The sequence below is a fragment of the Shinella agrisoli genome (genome assembly GCF_046557955.1).
GTDB lineage: Bacteria > Pseudomonadota > Alphaproteobacteria > Rhizobiales > Rhizobiaceae > Shinella.
This window is the reverse complement of sequence record NZ_JBJIEP010000004.1, coordinates 239,464-261,013: the sequence shown is the minus strand read 5'-3', so window position 1 is coordinate 261,013 and position 21,550 is coordinate 239,464. Positions and strand designations below refer to the sequence as shown.

At 67.6% G+C, this 21,550-nt stretch carries 19 protein-coding genes; 5 read left to right on the top strand and 14 right to left on the bottom strand.

What is annotated here, in order from left to right:
* The first annotated feature begins 284 nt into the window (after positions 1–284).
* The 4 genes from osmF to ACIIOY_RS05290 are packed head-to-tail and all read left to right on the top strand — an operon-like array spanning position 285 to position 4,088.
* Positions 285–1,196, top strand: a complete 912-nt coding sequence (osmF, locus tag ACIIOY_RS05305) for a glycine betaine ABC transporter substrate-binding protein OsmF (protein WP_411033581.1) — start codon at positions 285–287, stop codon at positions 1,194–1,196.
* A 56-nt stretch (positions 1,197–1,252) separates the two neighbouring features.
* Positions 1,253–2,413: an ABC transporter permease gene (locus ACIIOY_RS05300; protein WP_411033580.1), complete on the top strand. Its 1,161-nt coding sequence runs from the start codon at positions 1,253–1,255 to the stop codon at positions 2,411–2,413.
* Positions 2,410–3,348, top strand: a complete 939-nt coding sequence (locus ACIIOY_RS05295; protein ID WP_411033579.1) for an ABC transporter ATP-binding protein — start codon at positions 2,410–2,412, stop codon at positions 3,346–3,348. Before ACIIOY_RS05300 ends, ACIIOY_RS05295 begins: the two co-directional genes overlap by 4 nt.
* A complete protein-coding gene (locus ACIIOY_RS05290) occupies positions 3,345–4,088 on the top strand; it encodes an ABC transporter permease (protein WP_411033578.1) in 744 nt (247 codons plus the stop codon). The genes ACIIOY_RS05295 and ACIIOY_RS05290 overlap by 4 nt, the downstream gene beginning before the upstream one ends.
* 24 nt (positions 4,089–4,112) lie before the next feature.
* Here the strand turns inward: ACIIOY_RS05290 and ACIIOY_RS05285 are convergent, their stop codons facing one another.
* The 9 genes from ACIIOY_RS05285 to ACIIOY_RS05245 all read right to left on the bottom strand — a co-directional run bounded on the left by ACIIOY_RS05285 (position 4,113) and on the right by ACIIOY_RS05245 (position 14,040).
* Entirely contained in the window at positions 4,113–5,381 is a 1,269-nt protein-coding gene (locus tag ACIIOY_RS05285; RefSeq protein ID WP_411033577.1) for a glycerate kinase type-2 family protein, read from the bottom strand.
* A gap of 6 nt (positions 5,382–5,387) precedes the next feature.
* Positions 5,388–5,705, bottom strand: coding sequence for a Dabb family protein (locus ACIIOY_RS05280; protein WP_411033576.1), 318 nt, complete (start codon positions 5,703–5,705; stop codon positions 5,388–5,390).
* An 8-nt stretch (positions 5,706–5,713) separates the two neighbouring features.
* A complete protein-coding gene (locus ACIIOY_RS05275; protein ID WP_411033575.1) occupies positions 5,714–7,369 on the bottom strand; it encodes a GMC family oxidoreductase in 1,656 nt (551 codons plus the stop codon).
* 107 nt (positions 7,370–7,476) lie between these two features.
* Complete coding sequence (locus tag ACIIOY_RS05270) at positions 7,477–8,256, bottom strand: 3-ketoacyl-ACP reductase (protein ID WP_411033574.1); 780 nt, start codon at positions 8,254–8,256, stop codon at positions 7,477–7,479.
* Positions 8,253–9,761 (bottom strand): GMC oxidoreductase, encoded by a 1,509-nt coding sequence (locus ACIIOY_RS05265; protein ID WP_411033573.1) that lies wholly within the window; start codon positions 9,759–9,761, stop codon positions 8,253–8,255. The genes ACIIOY_RS05270 and ACIIOY_RS05265 overlap by 4 nt, the downstream gene beginning before the upstream one ends.
* A gap of 7 nt (positions 9,762–9,768) precedes the next feature.
* The gene (locus ACIIOY_RS05260; RefSeq protein ID WP_411033572.1) at positions 9,769–10,899 is read right to left on the bottom strand and encodes an ABC transporter ATP-binding protein; all 1,131 of its coding nucleotides are present in this window, start codon (positions 10,897–10,899) and stop codon (positions 9,769–9,771) included.
* A gap of 5 nt (positions 10,900–10,904) precedes the next feature.
* A complete protein-coding gene (locus ACIIOY_RS05255; RefSeq protein WP_411033571.1) occupies positions 10,905–11,786 on the bottom strand; it encodes a carbohydrate ABC transporter permease in 882 nt (293 codons plus the stop codon).
* Entirely contained in the window at positions 11,783–12,664 is an 882-nt protein-coding gene (locus ACIIOY_RS05250) for a carbohydrate ABC transporter permease (RefSeq protein ID WP_411033570.1), read from the bottom strand. The genes ACIIOY_RS05255 and ACIIOY_RS05250 overlap by 4 nt, the downstream gene beginning before the upstream one ends.
* A 164-nt stretch (positions 12,665–12,828) precedes the next feature.
* Positions 12,829–14,040: an ABC transporter substrate-binding protein gene (locus ACIIOY_RS05245; protein ID WP_411033660.1), complete on the bottom strand. Its 1,212-nt coding sequence runs from the start codon at positions 14,038–14,040 to the stop codon at positions 12,829–12,831.
* Positions 14,041–14,408: 368 nt separating this feature from the next.
* Here ACIIOY_RS05245 and ACIIOY_RS05240 point away from each other — a divergent pair, with 368 nt between their 5' ends.
* Positions 14,409–15,461: a LacI family transcriptional regulator gene (locus ACIIOY_RS05240; RefSeq protein ID WP_411033569.1), complete on the top strand. Its 1,053-nt coding sequence runs from the start codon at positions 14,409–14,411 to the stop codon at positions 15,459–15,461.
* Positions 15,462–15,508: 47 nt separating this feature from the next.
* On the opposite strand, the gene ACIIOY_RS05235 is transcribed toward ACIIOY_RS05240, so the two are convergent.
* The 5 genes from ACIIOY_RS05235 to ACIIOY_RS05215 are packed head-to-tail and all read right to left on the bottom strand — an operon-like array spanning position 15,509 to position 21,458.
* Positions 15,509–17,014 carry an aldehyde dehydrogenase family protein gene (locus ACIIOY_RS05235; protein WP_411033568.1) on the bottom strand — a complete coding sequence of 502 codons (1,506 nt, stop codon included), beginning with the start codon at positions 17,012–17,014 and terminating at the stop codon, positions 15,509–15,511.
* Positions 17,014–17,793: an enoyl-CoA hydratase/isomerase family protein gene (locus ACIIOY_RS05230; RefSeq protein WP_411033567.1), complete on the bottom strand. Its 780-nt coding sequence runs from the start codon at positions 17,791–17,793 to the stop codon at positions 17,014–17,016. The genes ACIIOY_RS05235 and ACIIOY_RS05230 overlap by 1 nt, the downstream gene beginning before the upstream one ends.
* On the bottom strand, positions 17,786–19,399 hold the full coding sequence (locus ACIIOY_RS05225) for an acyl CoA:acetate/3-ketoacid CoA transferase (protein WP_411033566.1): 1,614 nt from the start codon (positions 19,397–19,399) through the stop codon (positions 17,786–17,788). Before ACIIOY_RS05225 ends, ACIIOY_RS05230 begins: the two co-directional genes overlap by 8 nt.
* A 20-nt stretch (positions 19,400–19,419) precedes the next feature.
* The gene (locus ACIIOY_RS05220) at positions 19,420–20,421 is read right to left on the bottom strand and encodes a Gfo/Idh/MocA family protein (RefSeq protein ID WP_411033565.1); all 1,002 of its coding nucleotides are present in this window, start codon (positions 20,419–20,421) and stop codon (positions 19,420–19,422) included.
* Positions 20,418–21,458 (bottom strand): LacI family DNA-binding transcriptional regulator, encoded by a 1,041-nt coding sequence (locus tag ACIIOY_RS05215; protein ID WP_411033564.1) that lies wholly within the window; start codon positions 21,456–21,458, stop codon positions 20,418–20,420. Before ACIIOY_RS05215 ends, ACIIOY_RS05220 begins: the two co-directional genes overlap by 4 nt.
* Positions 21,459–21,550: the final 92 nt, after the last annotated feature.

The window sequence follows — 21,550 nt, the reverse complement described above, 5'->3', positions numbered from 1 at the left end:
GGCCGGAGCGATCCCAGCCTCGCCGCCGCCCGACACCACGCCGTGATCGGCGCTGCGGCGGGCGGCGGCCGTCTTGCCCCGGCCGTATCCGTGTTGCCAAAAGCCGTGTCTTCGCTCAATCTTGCAAGCGCCTCGATAGCGGCAACAAACGTCGTGCGCGGCAGCGCCCGTGCGGTCTGTTTTTTGCGATAGCCTGCCATATATGGAATGCTTTGCCCGGACGGGCTTTCCCAAACGTGGTGAAAATGCCGCCTTGGGTTCCCGCACAAACGAAAGGTTTTCTCATGCGCCCAGTCGTCAAATTCCTCGGAGCAGCTGTGGCCCTCGGCTTGGCCGCCGGCGCCGCCCAGGCCCAGGTCGTCGTCTCGTCGAAGATCGACACGGAGGGCGGAGTCCTCGGCAACATCATCCTTTCCGTGCTGAATGCCAACGGTATCCAGACGACGGACCGCGTGCAGCTCGGCGCGACGCCGGTCGTGCGCCAGGCGATCATCGCCGGCGAGATCGACATCTATCCGGAATATACCGGCAATGCCGCCTTCATCTTCGAGAAGGCCGACGATCCGGCCTGGAAGGATGCGACCAAGGCCTACGAGCTTGCCAAGACGCTCGATTTCGACGCCAACAAGATCGTCTGGCTGACGCCGTCGCCGGCCAACAACACCTGGGCGATCGCGCTGCGCAAGGACGTCGCCGAGCCGAACAAGCTGGTGACCCTGACCGACTTCGGCAAATACGTCTCCGAGGGCGGCCAGGTGGTGCTCGCCGCCTCCTCCGAATTCGTGAACTCGGCCGCCGCCCTTCCGGCCTTCCAGACGACCTACAATTTCACCCTGAAGCCGGAACAGCTCATCACGCTTTCGGGCGGCGACACGGCCGCGACGATCGCCGCCGCCGCCAACCAGACGAACGGCGCCAACGCCGCCATGGTCTACGGCACGGACGGCGGCATCGCGCCCTCCGGCCTCGTCGTTCTGGAGGACGACAAGGGCGTGCAGCCGGTCTACCAGCCCTCGCCGATCATCCGCGAGGCCGTGCTGAAGGCCAATCCGCAGATCGAGGAAATCCTCAAGCCCGTCTTCGAGAAGCTCGACCTCGTGACGCTGCAGGACCTCAACGGCCGCGTCCAGGTCGGCGGCGAGCCGGCCAAGGCCGTCGCCGAGGACTTCCTCAAGAAGAACGGCTTCATCAAGTAGGACCGCTTGCCTCCTCCGCCCGTCCGGGGCGGAGGATTCTTCTCCGAAAGGCCTTCATGACGGTGCGGATCGACAAGCTCGGCGTGGTGATCGCCGCATTGCTGGCCTACGGCGCCTTCGTGGCGCCGTTCGCCAATTTCCGGGCCAACCGCATCGTGCCCGGCGAGGCGCGGTCGATCCTCGAGGCGCTTCCCGCCGGATGGGGCGGGGTGCTCCTCGCCTTCGTCGCCGTCGCCGTCGTCGTCATCGTCCTGAAGACGCCGACGGTCTTCCGGCTGGCGCTGGGGCTTGTCGCCCTCCTGGCGCTCGCCGTCCTCATCGGCCTTTCCGCCGGCCATCTGACGCCGCCGGAAAACACCTATGCCCGCGTTTCGCCCGCCTCCGGCTTCTGGCTCACGAGCTTCGCCTTCGCGCTGGTGACGGCCGACGCGCTGGCACGGCTGAGACCGTCCCCGCTCGTGCGGGTCGCGCTGCTCGCCGCCGTCGCGGCCGCCGTCGCCGCGCTCCTCATGTCCGGCGCCTGGGACGGGCTGTCGATCCTGAAGGAATACGGCAGCCGCGCCGAGACCTTCTGGCTGGAGGCGGGGCGCCATGTGGTGCTGGCGCTCGGCTCGCTTGCCGCCGCCGCGCTCGTCGGCCTGCCGCTCGGCATCCTCTGCCATCGGGTGGAAGCCTTGCGCGCCGGCGTGCTCAACGTCCTCAACATCATCCAGACGATCCCCTCGATCGCGCTCTTCGGCCTGCTGATCGCCCCGCTCGGCTGGATCGCGGTCCATGTGCCGGGGGCTGCGGCGATCGGCATCCGCGGCATCGGCACGGCGCCCGCCTTCGTCGCGCTCTTCCTCTATTCGCTGCTGCCCGTCGTCGCCAATACGGTGGTCGGCCTTGCCGGCGTGCCGCGCGATGCGAACGACGCCGCCCGCGGCCTCGGCATGACGGACCGCCAGCGGCTCTTCGGCGTCGAGCTGCCGCTCGCCTTCCCGGTCATCCTCACCGGCATCCGCATCGTGCTCGTGCAGAACATCGGCCTTGCGACGATTGCGGCGCTGATCGGCGGCGGCGGCTTCGGCGTCTTCGTCTTCCAGGGCATCGGCCAGACCGCAATGGACCTCGTGCTGCTCGGCGCGGTGCCCACCGTGGCGCTCGCCTTCGCCGCGGCGATCGTGCTCGATGCGGCGACCGAACTCTCCAATCGCAAACCCGGCAGGGCCGCATGATCGAGATCGACACCATCACCAAGCGCTACGGCGATACGACCGTCGTCGACAACGTCTCGATGAAGATCGCGCCGCACACGATCACCGTCATCGTCGGCACGTCCGGCTCCGGCAAGACGACGCTGATGCGCATGATCAACCGCCTCGTCGAGCCGACTTCGGGTACGATCCGGATCGACGGCGGGGACAACAGCGCCATTGCCGGCCACGAGCTGCGCCGCCGCATCGGCTATGCCATCCAGGGCCACGGCCTCTTCCCGCACCGCACGGTCGCGGAGAACATCGCCACGGTGCCGGTGCTGCTCGGCTGGGAGAAGAGCCGCATCGACGCCAAGGTGAGGGAGCTCCTGTCGCTCTTCCAGCTCGATCCCGCCGCCTTCGGCCCGCGCTATCCGCACGAATTGTCCGGCGGCCAGCAGCAACGCGTCGGCGTTGCCCGCGCGCTTGCCGCCGAGCCGAACATCCTGCTCATGGACGAGCCCTTCGGCGCGCTCGACCCCGTCATCCGCGCCAAGGCGCAGGACGACCTCCTGGCGATCCAGAAGCACTTCGGCACGACTATCGTCCTCGTTACGCACGACATGGAGGAGGCCTTCCATCTCGCCGACAGGATCGCCGTCATGGACAAGGGCAGGATCGTGCAATATGCCGCGCCAGAGGAGATGCTGGTGAGCCCGGCGACGGATTTCGTCGAGACGCTGATCGGCGCCGGCGAACGGCCCTTCCGGCTGCTCTCGATCGGCACGGTGGCCGAGGCCACGGAAGCCGGCGATGCGGCGGGCGAGCCGATCGCCGCGGACGTGAGCCAGCGCGACGCGCTCTCCGCGCTGCTCTGGTCGGGCCGCGACGCGCTGCCGGTCGTCGGCGCGGACGGCGCGCCCATCGGCCGCGTCACGCTGGCCGCCCTGACGCGACGCGCCGCGAGGCCGCAATGAGGCGGTTCCTGCCCAATCTCCTCCGGCTCGCGGCGCTCGTCCTCCTGATCGCCTTCCTCGTCCAGCCCATGCTGTTCGAGCCGCTGCTGAAGCCGCTCGTGCAGGCCAATGCGCCGGCCGTCTACAACCAGGGCAGCCTGCTTTCCCTGACGCTCTCGCACCTTGCGACCGTCTTTGCGGCGACATTCGCCGCGACCGTCGTCGCCGTGGGCCTTGCCATCCTCGTCACCCGCCCGATCGGCGCGGAGTTCCTGCCGCTGTCGCGCAGCCTCGTTAATATCGGCCAGACCTTCCCGCCCGTCGCCGTGCTGGCGCTCGCCGTGCCCGCCGTCGGCTTCGGCGAGAAGCCGACGCTGATCGCGCTCTTCCTCTATGGCCTGCTGCCGATCTTCGAGAATGCCATGACCGGCCTTTCCACCCTGCCGCCGGCCATCGTCGAGGCGGCGCGCGGCACCGGCATGACCGCCTGGCAGCGGCTGACCAAGGTGGAGTTCCCGCTCGCCCTGCCGGTCGTCCTCGCCGGCATCCGCCTCTCGGTCGTCATCAGCCTTGCGACGGCGACCATCGGCTCGACGGTGGCGGCGAAGACGCTCGGCGAGGTCATCATCGCCGGCCTGCAATCGAACAACCTTGCCTTCGTGCTGCAGGGCGGCCTCGTCGTCGCCGTGCTGGCGGTGCTGATCTATGACGCCTTCTCCGCGGTCGAGCGCGTGCTTTCCCGCCGGGCCGGCCGCGCCTGAGGCGATTTTTTCCGCGTAGCGACCTTAACGGACCAGGATCGCGCGGAAATCGTTGACATTGGTGCCGGTCGGGCCGGTCTCGAAAATGTCGCCGATGGCCTCGAAGGCGCTGAAGGCGTCATGGTCCATAAGGTTCACCCGCGGATCGATCCCCGCGGCCCGCATGCGCATGATGCTCTCGCCGTCGGCGAAAGCGCCGGCATTGTGTTCGGAGCCGTCGCGGCCGTCGGTATCGGCGGCAAGCGCCTGGACATCCGGCAGGCCGCGGATGGAATGGGCGAAGGAGAGCAGGAATTCCGTGTTGCGCCCGCCCTTGCCATGGCCCTCGCCGCCGATCGTCACCGTCGTCTCGCCGCCGGAGAGCATGACGACGGGCACCGCGAAGGGCCGGCCGTGATAGCGCACCTCGCGGGCGATCGCCGCATGCATCAGCCCGATGTCGCGCGCCTCGCCTTCGATCGAATCCGACAGGATGACCGGCACGATGCCGGCCGCTTTCGCCTTTCCGGCGGCCGCTTCCAGCGAGACCCGGGCGGAGGCGATGACTTGGTGCTCGTGACGGGTGAAGGCCGGATCGTCCGGCCGGGCCGCCGCCGAATCCGGCGAGGCGAGGTGTTCCATCACCGTCCTCGGCAGCGCCAGATGGTATTGCCGCACGATCGCCAGCGCATCCTCCGGCGTCGAATTGTCGGGAATGGTCGGGCCGGAGGCGACATGGGCGGGGTTGTCGCCGGGAATGTCCGAGAGGATGAGGCTCACCACGCGCGCCGGATGGGCGGCATGGGCGAGCCGCCCGCCCTTGATGCGCGAGACGTGCTTGCGCACTGTGTTCATGGCGGAGATCGGCGCGCCCGAGGCGAGCAGCGCCCTGTTGACGGCGATCTCGTCGGCCAGCGTCAGCATGCCGGCCGGCGCCGGCAGCAGCGCCGAGCCGCCGCCGGAGACGAGGGCGATGACGAGATCGTCCTGCGTCAAGTCGCGCAGCAGCGCGAAGAGCCGGGCGGAAGCGGCGATGCCGGCCTCGTCCGGCACGGGATGGGCGGCCTGCAGGACCTCGACCCGCCGGCAGGCGGCGACCGGTCCGTGCTGTGTCACCACCGCGCCTTCCAGCGGTCCGTCCCACAGGCTTTCCAGCGCCGCCGCCATCTGGCTCGCCGCCTTGCCCGCGCCGATCACCACGGTGCGGCCCTTCGGCCTTTCCGGCAGGTGCGCGCGGATCGCGGCCACCGGTTCGGCGGCCTTGACGGCGGCCTGGAACAGCGAGGCGAGGAAGGCGTGGGGATCGGGGATCATCGGCTCTCAATCGTCCGTTTCGAGGTCGTAGACGAGGATGCCCGCCGCGCCGCCTTCCGCGGCGGCGACGAGCCGGCCGCCGGTCAGCTTGTGCTCTGCATCCTCCAGATAGGCGTCGCGTGAGAAACTGTCGGCGAAGTCGACGATGAAGCCGTCGCTGAAACCCTTGTCCATGCCCTCCTCCGGGCTGACGTTGACGCCGATATGCACGGCGAGCATGCCCGGCAGGCGGTCCTTGAGCCTGTCGATCTCGTTGAAGAGCTCGGCCTTGTAGGCCGTGGAAATGGTCGGCTTGAAGCGGATGAAGACGCAGTGGCGGATCATGGCTGCATCTATCGGATCTCGGCGCGGGCGCGTGGGCGCGCGTCGTTGCGTTCATGCAGGAAGACCTGGGCCGGCAGCGCCGGCAGGCCGCGGATGATGTCGGCGCCCTTCTCGCCCACCATGATCGTCGGCGCGTTGGTGTTGCAGGATGGGACACGCGGCATGATGGAACTGTCGCAGACGCGCAGACCTTCAAGCCCCCGCACCTTCAAATCGAGCCCGACGACGGCATCCGCGCCCGTGCCCATCTTGCAGGTGCCGACCGGGTGGTGGTCGGTCTTGGCATTGGCGCAGCCGTAGTCGAAGAGGTCCTCGTCGGTGACGGCCTTCGGTCCCGGCAGGCGCTCGGCCAGCACATAGGGTTTCAGCGCGGCCTGGCTCATGATCTCGCGGGCGATCTTCAGCCCCTCGATCGACATCTTCCGGTCATGCGGGTCTTCCCAGTAGTTGGGGTCGATCAGCGGCGCGGCGGCAGGATCGGCGGAGGCGAGCCGCACCGTGCCGCGCGAGCGCGGATGCAGGTAGGCGGAGTTCAGCGTCACGCCGGCATTCTTCAGCCTTTCGACGCCCGCCTCGATGCCGGAGCCGAGGCCGAGATGGAACTGGATGTCCGGCGAGCGGGCATCCGGATCGGCATACCAGAAGCCGCCGGTCTCGAAGAGCGAGGAGGCGACGGGCCCGGAGCGGAACAGCACGTATTGCAGGCCGGCCCAGAGCGTGCGGTGCAGCTTCGCGACGCCGTCATAGGTGTGGTCGCCGGTGCATTCGCAGATGACGAAGAGGTCGAGATGGTCCTGCATGTTCGAGCCGACGCCCGGCAGGTCGTGCCTGACCGGAACGCCGGCCGATTTCAGGTGATCGGCCGGGCCGATGCCCGATTGCAGGAGCAGCTTCGGCGAGCCGATGGCGCCGGAAGAGACGAGCACCTCGCGCTCTGCCCGGATCGTCTCGGTGCGGCCCGCCGTCGCCACCTCGACGCCGATGGCGCGGGTGCCTTCCAGCACGATGCGGGCGACGCGGGCGCCGGTGCGGACGGTGAGGTTCTTCCGCTCCCTGATCGGCGCGAGATAGGCGAGTGAGGCTGAAGAGCGGCGGCGGTTCCTCTGGGTGAGCTGGTAGAAGCCGATGCCCGCCTGCCGGCGGCCGTTGAAATCGGGATTGTAGGGGATGCCGAGCTCCTGGCCGGCGCGGATATAGGCGTCGCAGATCGGCAGCGCCGAGACCGGCATGGAGACGCCGAGCGGCCCGCCGTAGGAATGGTAGTCGTCGGCAAAGCGCTGGTTGTCCTCCGCGCGCTTGAAATAGGGCAGCACCTCGCGGTAGCTCCAGCCCTCGCAGCCGTCCTCGCGCGCCCAGAGGTCGTAGTCCGCCGCATTGCCGCGGGTATAGAGCTGCGCGTTGATCGAGGAGCCGCCGCCGATGACCTTGGCCTGGGTGTAGCGCAGCACGCGCCCCTTCATGTGCTTCTGCGGCACGGTCTCCCAGCCCCAGCTCGCGACGCCCTTCGTCATCTTGGCGAAGCCCGCGGGCATGTGGAACAGCGGGTTCCAGTCCCCGCCGCCGGCCTCCAGCAGCAGCACGCTGACGGCCGGGTCTTCCGAAAGCCGGTTCGCCAGCACGCAGCCGGCAGGACCGGCGCCGGTGATGATATAGTCGTAGGTCATGCTGTTATCCTCAAATTCCGCAGCGTCGTCTCGCGTTGGCCGGTGCTTGCCCTGATCCCTTCTCCCCTCGGGGAGAAGGGACTTGTCTCGACCGTCTTTCCCGCACCTTAAAGCCGCCCGATGGCAAGGCCGCCGTCGAGATTGATCACCGAGCCGGTGGCGAAGGCGAACCTGCCGGTCGCCAGAGCCGCCGCAGCGCCGCCGATGTCCTCCGGTTCGCCCCAGCGCCGCATCGGCACGAGGCCGCCCTCGATCAGCGCGTCGTATTTCGCAGAGACGCCGGCGGTCATGTCGGAGCGGATGATGCCGGGGCGGATCTCGAAGACGGAGATGCCGGTCTCCGCCAGCCGCAAGGCCAACCCCTGGCTGAAGGCGGCCAGCCCCGCCTTGGTCATGCAGTAGTCGAGCCGTTCGGGCGAGGTGAGCGCCGCCGAGACGGAGGTGATGTTGATGATCGAGCGCGGGCCGCTTGCCTTCTGGGAATGCAGCATGGCCTTCAGCACCGCCTGCGTGAAGAAGACGGTGCCGCGCAGGTTGGTCGCGACGATCGTGTCGAAATTCTCCGGCGAAAGATCGAGGAAATCGCCGCGCACGACGGAGGCGATGCCGGCATTGTTGACGAGGCAGGCGATGGCGCCGAGCCGGTCCTCGACGGCCGCGACCGTGGCCGCATGGCCGGAGATGTCGGCAAGGTCGCCCTTGAGGTAGATCGCGCGCGCGCCGAGCGCGGTGAGGTCGGCCAGCATGGCGTCCATCGCCGCATCGCCGTCGCCGATCCCGGTGATGGCGATGTCGAAGCCGTCCGCCGCAAGGGCCCTGGCGACGCCGAGGCCGATGCCGCGGCGGCCGCCGGTGACGATGGCGACGGGGCGTGCGGAGGTCGTCATGCGGCAAGGTCCCTGGACTTGATGCGGTCGGCGACGCGCAGGGCCTGCGCCGCGACGGTGAGCGCCGGGTTCACCGCGGCCGAGGTCGGAAGGTACGAGGCATCGACCACGAAGAGGTTCGGATGGTCGTAGGCGCGGCACCAGGTGTCGAGCGGCGCCGTCGCCGGATCATTGCCGATGCGCACCGTGCCGCATTGGTGCGAGGGCGTGCGCTTGTCGAAAGCGCGGGCGAGCACGATCGGGAAGCCGGCCTTCTTCAGCGCGGCCTTGAGCCTGGCCACGAGGTCGAGATGGGCCTGCCAGTTGGTGCGCGTCCATTTCAGGACGATGCGGTCGCGGTCGACCAGGATGCGACTTTCCGGATGCGGCAGGTCCTCGCTCATGGCGTAGAAGTCGATGGCGTGCGAGGCCACCTGCTCCAGCAGCCATTCCGGCATGGAGGGCATGTTCGCCTTGAGGATCTTTCCCGAGACGCGGCCGAGAAGCTGGACATTGCCGAGCGGCGGCCCGCCGTTGCCGTCGGAGAGGTAATAGTCGTTGAAGCCGAAGCTCTTCTGGTAGACCGACGTGTTGCGGTAGAAGGGCGAGACGCCGATCACGGCGCTCGAATTGTGGTTCATGAAGTTGCGGCCGACCTGGTCGGAGCTGTTGGCAAGCCCGTTCGGGAAGGCTTCCGATGCCGAGCGCAGCAGCAGCGCGGCCGATTGCACCGCGCCGGCCGAGAGGATGACCAGCCGCGGCGAAACGCTTTCGGCCTCGCCGCCGCGGACATAGTGCACGGTCGAGACGGTGCGGCCATGCGGGGCGGTGGCAAGCCGCGTCACCCGGCAGCTGGTGCGCAGCTCGACATTCGGATGCTTCAGCGCCTCGGCGAGGCCGACGCTTTCCGCATCCATCTTGCCGTCGTTGCAGTTCGGGTGCGCGTCCCAAGGCGTCTTCGCCTTGGCGAGCCATCGGTCGAGGTCGACGCCGAGCGGCAGGGAATAGGGGTGGAGGCCGTTCGCCTTCAGCTTCGCGCGGACTTTCGCGACGGCCGGCTCGTCCGGCACCGGCGGGAAGGGGTAGGGCGCGGAATGGGACGGCTCCGTCGGGTCCTCGCCCAGCGTGCCGCGCACGTTGTAGAGCTTTTCCGCGGCGGTGTACCACGGCTCCAGCTCCTCATAGGAAAAGGGCCAGGCGGGCGAGATGCCGTCGCGGTGGCGCATCTCCTCGAAATCCTCGCGGCGGTAACGCACCAGCACCGCGCCGTAGAATTTCGAGTTGCCGCCGACATTGTAGTAGTTGCCGGGGTTGAAGGCGGTGCCGTCCGCCTCGTACCACATCTCCTTCGGGCGGAAGTGGCCGCGCTGGAAGATGGCGCGCTGGTCGCGGTTTTCCGGGCAGTCGGGCAGGTGGTCGCCCGCTTCGAGGATGACGATCTTCGCCCCCGTCGGGGCGAGCGCGGCGGCCATGGTGGCCCCGCCGATGCCCGATCCGATGATGACGATGTCCGGCTGGGTGGTCATGGCGTGCTCAGGCGATGCGAAGCTGGCTTGCGGGATCGAAGAACACCGCCTTGTCGAGGTTGAAGGCAAGGCGCGCCTTCTGGCCGGGGGCGATGCGCACGTCGGCGCGCAGCCGCGCGACGATCTCCTTGCCGCCGAGATGGGTGACGGCGAAGGTATCGGCGCCGGCGGGCTCCACCACCTCGATCAGGCAGTCGCCCTCGGCGATCGTACGCGCATTGCGGTCCGCGCCGTCCGGGTCGGTCAGCGCCTCCGGGCGGATGCCGAAGATCACGTCCTTGCCGGCGTAGGCGGAAAGGCCGCCGGGCGCGTTCGGCACGGCAAGCACCAGCGGCTCGGCCTGGTGGCGGGCCAGCGAGACGGCAAGGCCCGAGCCGTTGCTCTCCACCTTGCCCTTGAGCAGGTTCATCGCCGGCGAGCCCATGAAGTCGGCGACGAAGGTGTTGGCCGGGTTGTTGTAGATCTCGGCGGGCGAGCCGAACTGCTGCAGCACGCCGTCCTTCAGCACGGCGATCCGGGTGGCGAGCGTCATCGCCTCGATCTGGTCGTGCGTCACGTAGACGATGGTCGTCTTCATGCGCTGGTGCAGGCGCTTGATCTCCGTGCGCATGTCGACGCGCAGCTTCGCGTCGAGGTTCGACAGCGGCTCGTCGAAGAGGAAGAGCTTCGGGTCGCGCACGAGCGCGCGGCCCATGGCGACGCGCTGGCGCTGGCCGCCGGAGAGCTGGCCGGGCTTGCGGTCGAGCAGGTGGCCGATCTGTAGCATGTCCGCCACCTGCTTGATCGCCTTGTCGCGCTCCTCCTTCGGCACGCCGCGGATCTCCATGCCGAAGGCGATGTTCCCGGCGACCGTCATGTTCGGGTAGAGCGCGTAGGACTGGAAGACCATGGCGATGTCGCGCTTGGAGGGGTGCAGGCCTGCGACGGAGCGGCCGTCGATGGCGATGTCGCCGGAGGTGATCGGCTCCAGCCCGGCGATGGTGTTGAGCAGCGTGGACTTGCCGCAGCCCGACGGGCCGACCAGCACGAGGAAGCCGCCTTCCTCGATCGTGAGGTTGATATCCTTCAGGATTTCGAGCGCGCCGTAGGATTTGCGCAGGTTGCTGATCTTCAGGAAAGACGTATTCGGGGAAGACATGGGGCCTATCCTTTCACGGCGCCGGACATCAGGCCGCGCACGAAATAGCGTCCGGAGACGATGTAGACGACGAGGGTGGGGAGCGCCGCGAGGATGGCGCCCGCGAAATGCACGTTGTATTCCTTCACGCCGGTCGAGGAGGAGACGAGGTTGTTGAGCGCCACGGTCATCGGCGTCGAGGATGCGCCCGAGAACGAGGCGCCGAACAGGAAGTCGTTCCAGATATTGGTGAACTGCCAGATGACCGAGACGACGATGATCGGCCCGGAGGACGGCAGCAGGATGCGGTAGAAGATCTGGAAGAAGCTCGCGCCGTCGATCTGCGCCGCGCGCACCAGCTCGGTCGGGAAGTTCTCGTAGTAGTTGCGGAAATAGAGCGTCGTGAAGCCGATGCCGTAGACGACATGCACCAGGATCAGCCCCCAGAGCGAGCCGGCAAGGCCCAGCCAGCCGAGGATGCGCGCCATCGGGATGAGCACGATCTGGAACGGGATGAAGCAGGAGAGGAGAAGCAGGCCGAAGAAGACGTTCGAGCCGCGGAACTGCCATTTGGTCAGCACGTAGCCGTTGAGCGCGCCAATGACGGTGGAGATCGCGACGGCGGGAACCACCATCAGGATCGAGTTGATGAAGAAGGGACGAAGGCCCGTCGGCTGCACGCCGATCTGCGCCGTCGACCAGGCGGAAAGCCACGGCTCGATGGTCCATTGCTGCGGCAGGTTCAGCATGCCGCCCTGGCGGATCTCGTCGAGCGGCTTCAGCGAGTTCACCACCATCACGTAGAGCGGCAGCAGATAGTAGAACGCGAAGAGGATAAGCGCGGTGTAGATGAGGGCGCGCGTCAGCTTGTTGTGCGAGATGACGTTGTCGGGGCTTTGTGCGCTCATCGGCCTTTGCCTCCGCGGATTTCGGAATAGAGGTAGGGAATGATGATCGAGAAGATCATGACGAGCATGATGATCGCCGAGGAGGCGCCGATGCCCATCTGGTTGCGGGTAAAGGTGTAGGAGTACATGAAGGTCGCCGGCAGCTCGGTCGCCTGGCCGGGGCCGCCGCCGGTCAAGGCGACGACGAGGTCGTAGGCCTTGATGGCGAGGTGCGCGAGCACGACGAAGGCGGACAGGAACACCGGGCGCATCAGCGGGATGATGATGCGTCGGTAGATGGTGGCGGTCGTCGCGCCATCGATCTGCGCGGCCTTGATGATCTCGTTGTCGACACCGCGAAGGCCCGCGAGAAACATCGCCATGACGAAGCCGGAGGACTGCCAGACGGCGGCGATCACCACGCAGTAGATGGCGTAGTTGCGGTCCTTGATCCAGTTGAAGGAAAAGCTCTCCCAGCCCCAGAGGTGCATGGTGTTCTCAAGGCCGATGCCGGGGTCGAGGAACCACTTCCAGGCGGTACCCGTCACGATGAAGGAGAGCGCCATCGGATAGAGGTAGATCGGCCGCAGGATGCCTTCGGCGCGGATCTTCTGGTCGAGCAGGATGGCCAGCGCCAGGCCCAGCACGGTGCAGATGGCAATGTAGAGCGAGGCGAAGATGGCGAGGTTCGAGATCGCCCGCCACCAGTGCGGCAGCGCCCAGAGCCGCGAATAGTTCTGAAGCCCCACGAAGTCGTAGGACGGCAGCATCCGGCTGTTCGTCAGGGACAGGAAGCCCGTATAAGCGATGAAGCCGTAGACGAAGACGAGCACGATGAGGAAACTGGGTGCCAGCACGAGCTTCGGCAGAAGCTCCTGCAGCCGGCTTCGGCTATCCATGGTCGTTACCACCGTTTTTGTGTTTATCGGCGGCGGGGTGATGCCCCTCATCCGCCTGCCGGCACCTTCTCCCCGCCTGCGGGGAGAAGGAAACCTGCCGTGACCTCTCCTTCTCCCTCTCCCAGTTTACGGGGAGAGGGTCGGGGTGAGAGGCAACCTTGCGCCTACTTTGCCGCCTCGACGGCGGCCTTCAGTTCCTCGACGGCTTCCTCGGAGGAGAGCTCGCCGTTGAACTGGCGGGTCACGACGTCGTAGATCGCGTTCTTGACGGAGGCCGGGTTGGCATGGCCGTGCGCCATGGAGCCGAAGAGCGTGCCGTTGGTGTTGGCTTCGGCGAGGTCCTTGATGGCCTTCTTGCCGCAATCGTCGAAGTCGGTGTCCGGCACGTCCGTGCGGGCCGGCGCAGAGCCCTTGACCACGTTGAAGGCCGACTGGAAGGTCGGGCTTTCGATGGCGGATGCCATGGTCAGCTGGGCCGGGACCTTGTCGTCGGAGACCTTGAACATCGCGAACTGGTCGGAGTTGAAGGTCACGGACCCTTGCGTGCCCGGGAAGCGCATGCAGACGAAGTCCGTGCCCGGCTTCTTGCCGGCCTTGATGAACTCGCCCTTCGCCCAGTCGCCCATGAACTGGAGGCCCGCCTTGCCTTCGATGACCATGGCGGATGCGAGGTTCCAGTCACGGCCGGAGAAGTTGTCGTCCACGTAGGAGCGCAGCTTCGTCATGCGGTCGAAGGCTTCCTTCATCTGGCTGCTGCCCAGCGTATCCGGATCGAGGTCGATGAAGGCCTTCTTGTAGAAGTCGTTGCCGAAGGAGAGCACGACCGCGTCGAAGATCGTGGCGTCCTGCCATGGCTGCCCGCCATGCGCGACCGGCGTGATGCCCTGCTCCTTGAACTTGTCGAGGAGGGCGACGAGTTCGTCCCAGTTCGTGGGCTCCTTGCCGCCGGCAGCGTCGAGCGCCGCCTTGTTGACCCACACCCAGTTGGTGGAGTGCACGTTGACCGGGGCGGCGATCCAGTGGCCGTCATACTTGGAGAACTGCTGCAGGGCGGTCGGGATCACCTTGTCCCAGCCTTCCTTGGCGGCAATCTCGTCGAGGTTGCCGAGCGCGCCCTCCTTGGCCCAGTCGAGGATGTCGAAGCCGAGCATCTGCACCGCGGTCGGCGCGTTGCCGGCGGTGACGCGGGCGCGCAGCACCGTCATGGCTTCCGTGCCGCCGCCGCCGGCGACCGGCATGTCGGTCCAGGAAATGCCCTTGGATTCGAGGTCCTTCTTCAGGACGTCGAGCGCGGCCGCTTCGCCGCCGGAGGTCCACCAGTGCAGGACCTCGACGCCTTCGGCTGCCCTGGCGGACAGGCCGCCCGTCGTCATCATCACCGCGGCGATCGCGGTGGTCGTCAGAAACTTGCGCATCGTATTCCTCCCGTTTGCAAGTTCGCGGGCGGGAGCTTCCTCCCGCCGATTTCCCCGAGGCCCGAAGGGGCGCCGGAATTCCGTCTGCGGCTCAAAATGCCGCGCCAATTTAAAACGTTGTAAATTTGCGGAGTCAAGCTGCGATGGCGGATGGCGTAAGCTCTCTTCGGGAACGCGGTAAATTCGAGAAGATGGGGCTCATTCCTTCTTCCGGCACGATTTGTGCGCCGCACTGAAATCGTTTTAAATTCTGTGCGGCGCAAGATTGCCGGATGCCCGGCCCGCCGGTATGGTGCCGCCGATCGACCGCTATCCGAAGAACCGTATCCGTGCCCCGCATCGAAAAGTCCGCCGACAGTGAACCCGCCCGCAACACGCTTCGAGCCTGCAAGCCGACGCTGAAGACCATTGCGGAGATGACGGGCCTTGCGATCACCACGGTTTCCCGTGCGCTCGGCAACGCGCCGCAGATCTCGGAGGCGACGCGCCGGCGCGTGCACGAGGTCGCGGCCGAGATCGGCTACCTGCCGGACCGCGCCGCACAGCGCCTCAAGACCGGCCGCACCAACGTCATTTCCGTGCTGCTCGATCCGCACGAGGAGATCCTCGGCTTCGGCACGTCGATCATGCACGGCCTTGCGCGCGCGCTCCAGACGACGCCCTACCATCTCATCGTCACGCCGAACTTCCTCGACGGCAGCAATGTCGATGCGGTCAACTACATCATCCGCAACGGCATGGCCGACGGCCTCATCTTCTCGCGCACCGAGCCCTTCGATCCGCGCGTGCGGCTGCTCCTCGAAAACGGCTTTCCCTTCGTCACGCACGGCCGCACGGAGTTCTCCACCCCACACGCCTTCGTCGATTACGACAACGTCGCCTTCGCCTACGAGGCGACGAAGCGCCTGATCGCCAAGGGGCGGCGCAAGGTCACGATCATCCTGCCGCCCAGGCGCCTCACCTTCCACCAGCACATGCTGCACGGCTTCATGACCGCCGTGCGCGAGGCCGGCGTCGCCTACGAGATCCCCGAGGCCCTCGACCTCGACAGCCCGGCCGACATGATCCGCGACCACATGCGCCGCCGCAGCGCCGAGCCGGACCCGCCGGACGGCTTCACCTGTCCCGGCGAAGTCTCCGCCCTCGCGACGATCACCGGCATGAGCGACAACGGTCTTTCGCTCGGCGTCGAATACGACATCGTCGCCAAGCAGACCTCGCGGCTCCTCAGCCAGATCCAGCCGAAGGTCGAGACGATCTACGAGGACCTGACCGCCGCGGGCGAGGCGATGGGCCGGCTGCTCCTTAGGCGCATCGCCGGCGAGCCGGCCGGTGACCTCACCCTGCTGCAAAGCCCGCAATTCAGCTTCCCGACGCCCTGAGGGGGCGGAGGAGCCGATTCCTGCCGTGGTCGTCGGGACGGCGTTGCTCATCGCGGCATCCACCAGCCGGTGCGCGCGCCGATATGCATGTTGAGCGTCTTGGTCTCCGTGTAGTCCTCCACGGCATGCCGGCCGAGCTCGCGGCCGAGGCCGGACTGGCGGTAGCCGCCGAAGGGCAGTTCCGACGCGCCGTCCATGAAGGTGTTCATCCAGACCGTGCCGGCGCGCACCTTGCGGCCGATCGTCAGGCAGGTGTCGAAGTCGCGGCTCCAGACGCCGGCCGAGAGGCCGTAGTCGATGGCGTTGGCGATGCTCACCGCCTCCTCCGTCGTCTCGAAGGTCAGCACGGACAGCACCGGGCCGAAGACCTCCTCGCGGGCGACGGCCATGTCCGGCTTCACGCCGGAAAGGATGGTCGGGGCCATGAACTGGCCGAGCCCGAGATCGAGCGTGCCGCCGCCGAGCGCGACGGAGGCGCCGGCCCTGGCCGCGCCGTCCACGTAAGCGCCGATCTTTTCAAGATGCTGCGGCGTGATGATCGCGCCCACCTGCGTGGCCGGATCGAGCGGATCGCCGACCTTCACCTTTTTCGCCAGCTCCGCCACACGGGCCGTCACCTCGTCGGCGATGGATTCGTGCAGGATCAGCCGCGAGCCGGCATTGCAGCATTCGCCGGCGTTGAAATAGGCGCCGAAGACGGCGGCGTCGATGAACTCGTCGAGATTGGCGTCGGGGAAGACGATCTGCGGGTTCTTGCCGCCGAGCTCCAGCGAGACCTTCTTCAGGGTCTGCGCGGCATTGGCCATGGTCAGCCGGCCGACGCCGGTCGAGCCGGTGAAGGACACCATGTCCACATCCGGATGTGTCGTCATCGCGCTGCCCACCTCCGGCCCGGTTCCGGTGACGATGTTGACGACGCCCGCCGGCACGCCGGCCTCGATGAGGATTTCGCCGAGCAGGAGCGTCGAGCCGGAGGTCAGCTCCGAGGGCTTGACGACCGTCGTGCAGCCGGCGGCAAGCGCGAAGGGCAGCTTCTGGCTGACGATCAGGAACGGGAAGTTCCAGGGCGTGATGATCGAGACGACGCCGATCGCCTCGCGCAGCACGACGCCGAGCGTGCCTTGCCCAAGCGTGTTGTAGCTCTCGCCGTGGAGGTCGCGGGCGAGCGCGGCGGCGTAGCGCCAGATGTCGGCGGCACCGGCCAGCTCGCCCTTCGCCTGGCTGATCGGTTTGCCGCTCTCGATCGTGTCGAGGAAGGCGAGCTCGTCGGCCTTTGCGGTAATGAGATCGGCGGCCCTCAGCAGGATGTTGGAGCGCTCGGCGCCCGTCATGCGCGGCCACGGGCCATCGTCGAAGGCCTTGCTGGCGGCCGCGATGGCGCGCCCGGCATCGGCCTTCGTGCCGGCCGGATAGCGGCTGACGACGACGCCATGGCCGGGCGCGACGCGCTCGATTACGCTGCCGGCGCCCTCCATCCACGCACCGTCGATCAGCATGCGGAAGTCGCGTGCCTTGAAATCGTCGAGCGCCTTCGGCTTCACATGCGCGGTCATCACCATTCTCCCTTGAACTGCGCAGGGCGCTTCTGCGTGAAGGCGGCGACGCCTTCCTTCAGGTCCCCGGTCTTGGCGACGAGGATGGAGCCGAGGGCCTCCACCGCCGCACCGTTGTCCTCGCCGTTCGCCACGGCGATCATCAGCTTGGAAATCTCCGTTGCCGCAGGCCCCCGCGCCGCGATGCGCGTCGCATAGGCCGTTGCGGCCTCGACGGCCGTGCCCGTCTCGACGACCTGGTCGACGATGCCGAGCGCCGCGGCCTCTGTCGCCGTCAGCACCTCGCCGCCGATGAGCATGCGCCGCACGGCCTGCGCGCCGAAGCGCTTGACGAGCCGCTGCGTGCCGGACCAGCCGGGCACCATGCCGAGGCCCGCTTCCGGCAGGCCGACCTTCACCCGCGTTTCCGCTATGCGGATGTCGGCCGCCGCCGCCAGCTCCAGCCCGCCGCCCAGCGCATGGCCGTTGACGGCGGCGATCAGCGGCATGCGCAGCGTCGCCAGCCGCTCGAAGACGCGGTGGCCGAAGCGCACCCAAGCATGGCCGAATTCGTTCGGCTCCATGCCCGCCCAGGCGCGGATGTCGCCGCCGGCGGAAAAGGCCTTTCCCTCGCCGGTGAGGATGGCGACGCGCACGGCGGCATCCGCCTCGACCGTGTCGCAGGCGGCCGAAAGCTCCTTCAGCATCTCGATGTCGAAGGCGTTCAGCTTCTCCGGCCGCGCGACGGTGATCGTCGCGAGCGCACCCTCGGTGGAAACGCGGATGCGCGGCTCAGCCATGGTCCGCTCCCGCCAGCTTGCGCGGCGCCTTTTCCGGCAGCGTCAGGCCGATCGGCGCTTCGCCGAACAGCGAGGCGTCCATGACCTTCAAATCCGGCGAAACGATGAGGTCGAATTCCGACTGGTCGAGGATATGCGCCTGGAGATCGACGCCCGGCGCGATCTCGGTGAGCACGATGCCCTCCGGCGTCAGCTTCATCACGCAGCGCTCGGTGACATAGGTGACGTCCTGCCCCTGCGCGACGCCGCGCGGGCCGGAGAAGGTGACGTGCTCGACCTCGTTCACCAGCTTCTTGAGCTTGCCCTCCTTCTCGATGACGAGCTTCCCGTCCTCGACCGCGAGCCTGGCGCCGGCATTGAACATGCCGGAGAAGACGATCTTCTTCGCCCGGGCGGTGATGTCGACGAAGCCGCCGGCGCCGGCCGTGACATGCGGGCGGAAGGAGAGCTTGGAGACGTTCACCGACCCGTCCCTGCCGATCTCCAGGAAGGAGAGCAGCGAGGCGTCGAAGCCCGCGCCCTGGAAATAGGTGAACTGGTAAGGCGAGGGCATGAAGGCATCGGCGTTCGAGGCGCAGCCGAAGGCGAAATCGAGCAGCGGCACGCCGCCGACCGCGCCCTGCTCGATCACCCAGGTGACGGCCCCGTGCAGGCCTTCCTCGAGGAGGATGCGCGGCACGTTGGCGGAAATGCCGAAGCCGAGGTTGACGGCGCTGCCGGCTTCAAGCTCCTCGGCCACGCGGCGGGCGATGACCTTCTGGATGTTGAATTCCGGCAGGCGGAACGTGTCGAGCGGGCGGAATATCTCGCCGGAGATCGCGGGGTCGTAGAGCGTCTGCGTCGTCTGCTTCTGCTCCGGATCGACCACGATGTAATCGACCAGCACGCCGGGCACCCGCACGTCGTGCGGCTTCAGCGAGCCTTCCTTGGTGATGCGCTTGACCTGCGCGATGACGATGCCGCCGTTGTTGCGGGCGGCGAGCGCCTGGTCGAGCCCGCCGAGATAGGCGCCCTCGTGCTCGTAGGTGAGGTTGCCGCGTTCGTCCGCCGTGGTGGCGCGGATGATGGCGACCTTAGGGGCGATCGCCTTGAAATAGAGCCATTCCTCGCCGGCGAAGGTGATCTTTTCGACCACCGACTCCTTGGCGGCGGAGGCGTTCATCGCGCAGCCCTCGCGGCGCGGATCGGCGAAGGTGTCGAGCCCGACCTTGGTGATGACGCCGGGGCGTTTGGCGGCGGCTTCGCGGTGCATGTCGAAGAGGACGCCAGAGGGGATGTTGTAGGCAGCGACCTCGTCGCGGCCGATCATCTGCCAGATCAGCGGCGGCTCGGCGGAGGAAGGGCCGGAGGGATAGGAGCCGGCGATGACCGTCTTCAGGAGCCCCTTCTTCGCGATGTGGTCGATGCCCTTGATGCCGCTCATGTCGCCGGCGGCGATGGGGTGCAGCGTGGTCAGGTTCCGCGGATGGCCGGCCTCGTCGAAGCGCTCGCCGATCGCCTTCAGCGTCAGGTCCGGGCAGCCGAGGCCGGAGGAGGAGGAGACCGAAACGACGGCGCCGTCCGGGATGAGGTCTGCGGCCTGCCGCGGGGTGATATGCTTGCTCATGGATCTTTCCGAATTCTCTTTCAAAGTCCCGGCGCGACCTTGACCGCGCTGCCGGTGCGCGCCGCTTCCACGACGGCAAGGCCGGTCGCCAGCGACCAGACGCCGTCCTCGCCCGTGCAGAGCGGCGTGCCGGTGCCGGCTATCGCCGCGTCGAAAGCGAGAAGGGTCGTCTCATAGAGATTGCGGTGCTCGATCGTCAGCTCTTCCTCGCCGGCGGCGGTGCGCAGCGTCACGCTGCCGCCCGGCTTCTGGATCATGCAGTTGCGGCCGATCAGCGAGCCTTCGCTGCCGTGCACCTCGAAGCCCGTCACGGCATAGGGCGTGGTGAAGCCGTCGTGGAACTGGGCGATAAGTCCTGACCTGAAGCGCATCGCGCCCATCGCCGCATCCTCCAGCCCGCCCTTCGCCATGCCGCTCGCCTGGCCGAAGGCGACGACTTCCACCGGGTCGTCGCCGAGCACGAAGCGCAGGGCGTCCGTATCGTGCACGGTGATGTCGAGGATGACGCCGCCGCCGGCTTCCGGCTTGTCGAGCCGCCAGCCCTGGAGATGGGCCGGCAGTAGGCCGGCATGGCAGATGCGGGCGGCGAGCGGCCGGCCGATCCTGCCCGCCGCGATCGCATCGCGCATCGCCCGGTGCGTGGCCGCGCCGCGCAGGTGGTGGTTGGTCGCCATGACGACGCCGGCGTCCCTTGCGGCCCTCACCATGGCGCGCGCATCGTCGAGGGAGGTCGCCAGCGGCTTTTCACACAGGATGTGCTTACCGGCCTTCGCGGCGGCGAGGGCCTGGTCGCGGTGCAGCTCGTTCGTGGTGGAAATGTAGACGGCGTCGACCGACGGGTCGTCCACGAGCTCGCCGAGCGTGGTGACGGCCCTGGCTATCTTGTGATCGCCGGCATAGGCCCTGCCGCGCTCTGCGCTCGTGCTCATCACGGAAACGATCTCGCCGCCCACGGCGCGGATCGCGTCAATCACCCATTCGTGGGCGATCGTGCTCGCCCCGATCAAACCCCATCGCGTCATGCCGACATCCTCTTCGTCTTCTGGCCGGCGCCGCAGCTCTGGCGCACAACGAGGCGCACGGAGCTGACGATCGCCTCGGGCTCCACCCGGCCTGCATTGATCTGTTTCAGGAGCAGTTGCGCCGCCCGCCGGCCCATGCCCTGCGGATCGACGGAAACCGTCGTCAGCGCCGGCACGGCGGTCTCGGCCTCGATCACGTCGTCGAAGCCGACCACGGCGAAGTCGCGGCCGGGCTCCCTGCCGGCGGCGCGCAGCCCGTCGCAGACGCCGAAGGCGGCCGCGTCGTTGAAGCAGAGCGCGGCGGTCGGCTGGTCGGGAAGCAGCAGCGCACGCTCGATGGCGGCGAGGCCGCCGGCGCGCGAGGCGGCCGTGCCGATGACGAGCCCGTCCGGCGCTTCCAGTCCCGCTTCCGCGAGCGCATCGCGCCAGCCCTGCACGCGCTCGGCGAAGACGGTGGTGTTGGGTATCCCGCCCAGGAAGGCGATGCGGCGATGGCCGAGCGAGACGAGGTGGCGAACCGCATCCTTCGCGCCGGCATAGTTGTCGGAGAACAGCGAGGAGACCTTCGCGCCGACCACGTTGCGCACCACGGCGACGACGGGGATGCCGCTCGCGGCAAGGGGCTTCAGGTCCGCCGCTTCCGTGCCGCGGGCGGGCGAGAGGATGAGGCCGGAAATGCCGTGTTCGCGCATGGAGGCGATGACCTCGCGCTGGCGGTCGACGCTTTCGCCGGAGTTCGACAGGAACTGCACATAGCCGGCCGACTGCATGACCATGTCCATGCCGACGGCGAGCTCGGCGAAGAAGGAGTTGGTGAGGTCGTTGACGATGATGCCGATGATCCGCGAGGAGGCCGACTGGCGCAGGTTCGCCGCGCCGCGGTTGTAGACGTAGCCGAGCTCGCGGATGGCCGCGTTCACCCTGGCGCGGGTCGCCTCGTTGACGAGGGGGCTTGCCTGCAGGACGAGCGAGACGGTCGACTTCGACACGCCGGCGGCGCGCGCAATATCGACGACGGTCACCCGGCCCTTGTTCACGATCATCCTCCCTGTGCCGGGCGTTCGAGCCCGCTTGTTGAAGGCAATTAATTGGATCGTTCCAAATTTGTCAAGAGGGTTTGGATTGCGTT

Excerpts from the sequence above, each read along its gene's own strand:
- ACIIOY_RS05245 (WP_411033660.1), bottom strand. The coding sequence starts at position 14,040 with ATGATGACGACGGGCGGCCTGTCCGCCAGGGCAGCCGAAGGCGTCGAG.
- ACIIOY_RS05250 (WP_411033570.1), bottom strand. The coding sequence starts at position 12,664 with ATGGATAGCCGAAGCCGGCTGCAGGAGCTTCTGCCGAAGCTCGTGCTG.
- ACIIOY_RS05260 (WP_411033572.1), bottom strand. The coding sequence starts at position 10,899 with ATGTCTTCCCCGAATACGTCTTTCCTGAAGATCAGCAACCTGCGCAAA.
- ACIIOY_RS05265 (WP_411033573.1), bottom strand. The coding sequence starts at position 9,761 with ATGACCACCCAGCCGGACATCGTCATCATCGGATCGGGCATCGGCGGG.
- ACIIOY_RS05285 (WP_411033577.1), bottom strand. The coding sequence starts at position 5,381 with ATGATCCCCGATCCCCACGCCTTCCTCGCCTCGCTGTTCCAGGCCGCC.
- ACIIOY_RS05290 (WP_411033578.1), top strand. The coding sequence starts at position 3,345 with ATGAGGCGGTTCCTGCCCAATCTCCTCCGGCTCGCGGCGCTCGTCCTC.
- ACIIOY_RS05280 (WP_411033576.1), bottom strand. The coding sequence starts at position 5,705 with ATGATCCGCCACTGCGTCTTCATCCGCTTCAAGCCGACCATTTCCACG.
- ACIIOY_RS05225 (WP_411033566.1), bottom strand. The coding sequence starts at position 19,399 with ATGAGCAAGCATATCACCCCGCGGCAGGCCGCAGACCTCATCCCGGAC.
- ACIIOY_RS05300 (WP_411033580.1), top strand. The coding sequence starts at position 1,253 with ATGACGGTGCGGATCGACAAGCTCGGCGTGGTGATCGCCGCATTGCTG.
- ACIIOY_RS05255 (WP_411033571.1), bottom strand. The coding sequence starts at position 11,786 with ATGAGCGCACAAAGCCCCGACAACGTCATCTCGCACAACAAGCTGACG.
- ACIIOY_RS05270 (WP_411033574.1), bottom strand. The coding sequence starts at position 8,256 with ATGACGACCTCCGCACGCCCCGTCGCCATCGTCACCGGCGGCCGCCGC.
- ACIIOY_RS05230 (WP_411033567.1), bottom strand. The coding sequence starts at position 17,793 with ATGGCTGAGCCGCGCATCCGCGTTTCCACCGAGGGTGCGCTCGCGACG.
- ACIIOY_RS05295 (WP_411033579.1), top strand. The coding sequence starts at position 2,410 with ATGATCGAGATCGACACCATCACCAAGCGCTACGGCGATACGACCGTC.
- ACIIOY_RS05220 (WP_411033565.1), bottom strand. The coding sequence starts at position 20,421 with ATGACGCGATGGGGTTTGATCGGGGCGAGCACGATCGCCCACGAATGG.
- ACIIOY_RS05275 (WP_411033575.1), bottom strand. The coding sequence starts at position 7,369 with ATGACCTACGACTATATCATCACCGGCGCCGGTCCTGCCGGCTGCGTG.
- osmF (WP_411033581.1), top strand. The coding sequence starts at position 285 with ATGCGCCCAGTCGTCAAATTCCTCGGAGCAGCTGTGGCCCTCGGCTTG.
- ACIIOY_RS05235 (WP_411033568.1), bottom strand. The coding sequence starts at position 17,014 with ATGACCGCGCATGTGAAGCCGAAGGCGCTCGACGATTTCAAGGCACGC.